The organism is Microcystis sp. LEGE 08355, assembly GCF_015207185.1.
Lineage (GTDB): Bacteria > Cyanobacteriota > Cyanobacteriia > Cyanobacteriales > Microcystaceae > Microcystis > Microcystis panniformis.
Genome location: NZ_JADEXI010000658.1, coordinates 1 through 2,402, shown reverse-complemented (window position 1 = coordinate 2,402; position 2,402 = coordinate 1). Strand labels below are relative to the sequence as shown.

The 2,402-nt window shown below is 48.8% G+C and carries 2 protein-coding genes and 1 pseudogene; 1 reads left to right on the top strand and 2 read right to left on the bottom strand.

Translation table 11 applies throughout. From position 1 onward, the window contains the following. Window positions 1-108 (top strand): annotated as a pseudogene (locus tag IQ242_RS26460) (DNA cytosine methyltransferase); the annotation flags it as partial. Here the strand turns inward: IQ242_RS26460 and IQ242_RS22560 are convergent. Both IQ242_RS22560 and IQ242_RS22555 read right to left on the bottom strand, forming a co-directional pair. Then, a complete protein-coding gene (locus tag IQ242_RS22560; RefSeq protein ID WP_002795826.1) occupies window positions 73-510 on the bottom strand; it encodes a pentapeptide repeat-containing protein in 438 nt (145 codons plus the stop codon). The pseudogene IQ242_RS26460 and the gene IQ242_RS22560 sit on opposite strands and share 36 nt — an antisense overlap. Window positions 511-594: 84 nt before the next feature. Next, on the bottom strand, window positions 595-2,280 hold the full coding sequence (locus IQ242_RS22555; RefSeq protein WP_193961483.1) for a DUF6345 domain-containing protein: 1,686 nt from the start codon (window positions 2,278-2,280) through the stop codon (window positions 595-597). Window positions 2,281-2,402: the final 122 nt, after the last annotated feature.

Genomic DNA, 2,402 nt, shown 5'->3' with positions numbered 1-2,402 from the left:
GTTATTCTCGATACTCTGTAAGATTTAGATTACTATACCGATTATCGGGTTTTGAATGCTTTTAATTTTGGTTTACCGCAAAAAACGGAATCCATCAGGCCATTGGGTTTGAGCATTGTAGATAATGTCCGTGAGGATGGTATTTTGGAGATTAGCTAGACGCAAATCGGCACTGCTTAAATCAGCTTGTTGCAAATTGGTTCCTAACAAACTAGCTTGACGGAGAATTGCACCGCTAAGATTGCATTGGCTAAGATTGGCAGTGCCGAGGTTGGCCCCACTAAGGTTAGCTTGACTAAAGTTCGCTTTTGCCGCTTGCACAGACCACAAAATCGCCTTGCTTAAATTGGCACCCCGGAAGTTAACTGATTCTAGATTGGCATAGCTAAAGTCAAATTCACTGAGATTCAGACCAGATAAATCCAAACCTTGTAAATTTTCACCGTTTAAGCCGATCTTTAAGCCATTGTTGATCGCGCTCTCCAGTTGTTGACGGGTGACGCTAGACATTGTGTAGCCAGGAAAAAGTAAAAAAGCCTGTCAAGACGGGGAGCTTGCCCGTCTTAACATGATTAAAACTGGATTCGATCGCAGTTAACCAAACAAGGGTACAGTAACCCAATAACGTTTACGATAACCATTGCCAAAGTTAACTTCGATCGCTTTGCGGGCGATCAAAATCGCCTCATCGCCGTCAATATCGTAGCCAATCTCGGTGGAATTGGGGACAGTGGTGAATTCTAGAGGCATTCCACCGCCACCGCGAGCAGACAGGGAAGCCAATTGTCGGCTAAACTCTGCCGCTAGTAACTGCTCATAGTTGCTAGGTTCGGGTGCTAAGACAGGAGCGATATCACCCTGGGGAGGCGGCGCACTGGCAGAGCGTACAGGACGACTACTTAACTGTTCGAGCGAGCGGACTGATGAATGCACATCGGTGACAGTACCATCATTATCCAGGGCAATTCGCACCGTACCCGCCCCCGGGGTAATCACCGGGACACCATTAATCAACTGTCGGAATTGGACAATCACACCAGTAGTAAACGGTCCGTCCAATTGTCCCGAACCGTTAGCCGTACCGCCGGCTTCGGAAGATAAGATAATTCGATCGAACACCACCGGGACTTCTTGGTCAAGACCGTAACGCCAGACGGCCTCCTGGGCTAAGGTTTGGGCGCTGTCCATAGCCAAGGGGTTGTAATTATAGCGGTTAGGAGTTGCCAAACGGACATCAATTGACCCATCACTACCGTAGGCGATGCTTTGTTCCCCCGTCACCACGCGATAGGAGCCATTTCTGGTACTACCAACTTCTGAGGGGATTTCCAGGTCAAGACCAAATCGTGCCGCTAGGCTGCGGGCAGCCGGTCGAGTAGCGTCTAGGGGTTGCAAACGACCGACGAGGAGATGCTGGGGTAAGACCAGTTGTGGTTGGCTACTGCGAGCCACATTGTACCATCGCCACCAATACCAAGCATTACTGACCCGTTCGCGAGAAAAATAGCGTTCATTAAAGAGACGATTTTTCGCCTCATCCGCACTGGCACCACAGGCCACCACCGAGGGGGCTTGGTCGTGGGCAATGCGCCAACTAGCATCTAACCAAGCGGTACTAAAAGACTTATTCTTGTTCCATTCTTCCCAGAAAAATTTGCCGTAATTGGGATTATCCCAACTAACAGTTTCATAGCCGAAGAGCATTCGCCAACCGCGATTACTACGATGCCAAGTGCGAATCGGGTTGTGACCGCCCAGAACCCGCAGGGAAAGACAGGTAGACAGAAAAATGTATCTGACCCGCTCGTTACCCCAAATTAACTTATCACTGCTAGAGACGATCGTACAACCTTCGCTACCCCAAGGTTTGCTCATCGGTAGATAAAACACGCCATTGGCATCCATCCCGCCATGACCAGAGTGATAGAAGGCCATGACCGCATCTACCCCGTAGGTATCTTGCCAATCATCGTAGGGTTCGTAGTAAAGCCAGGGTTGTACACCACAATCCTGATACCAAAAGTTTAAGGGGGTAAACTTTTTCACATAGTCTAACCAGCCTTGGGCATCTTCATGGGTATAGCGCAGGGTGCCAAAGGAGCAACCACAGCCCACTTCAATACTACAGCCGCCATAGAGATTCGCTCCGCCACGCAGGCCATCTTTGCTATCCTGACCGAGGGGGTTTTCGGCAAAGAGAGGAACAGAGGGAATTTCTGGTGTTTCGGACTTAGGAAGGTTAGCTGCGGGGGGAATTTGAGTCGGTTGTGCTAATGTCATGGTATTTTCCTCGTTAAATCTTGAAAAAGTTTTAAAAAACGTAAATTTCCTGAATCACGTCGTTTTCCAGACGCAGATTGACGGGAAATTTTTTTTCTTTAGCGGCGGACAGCAGGGTAAGC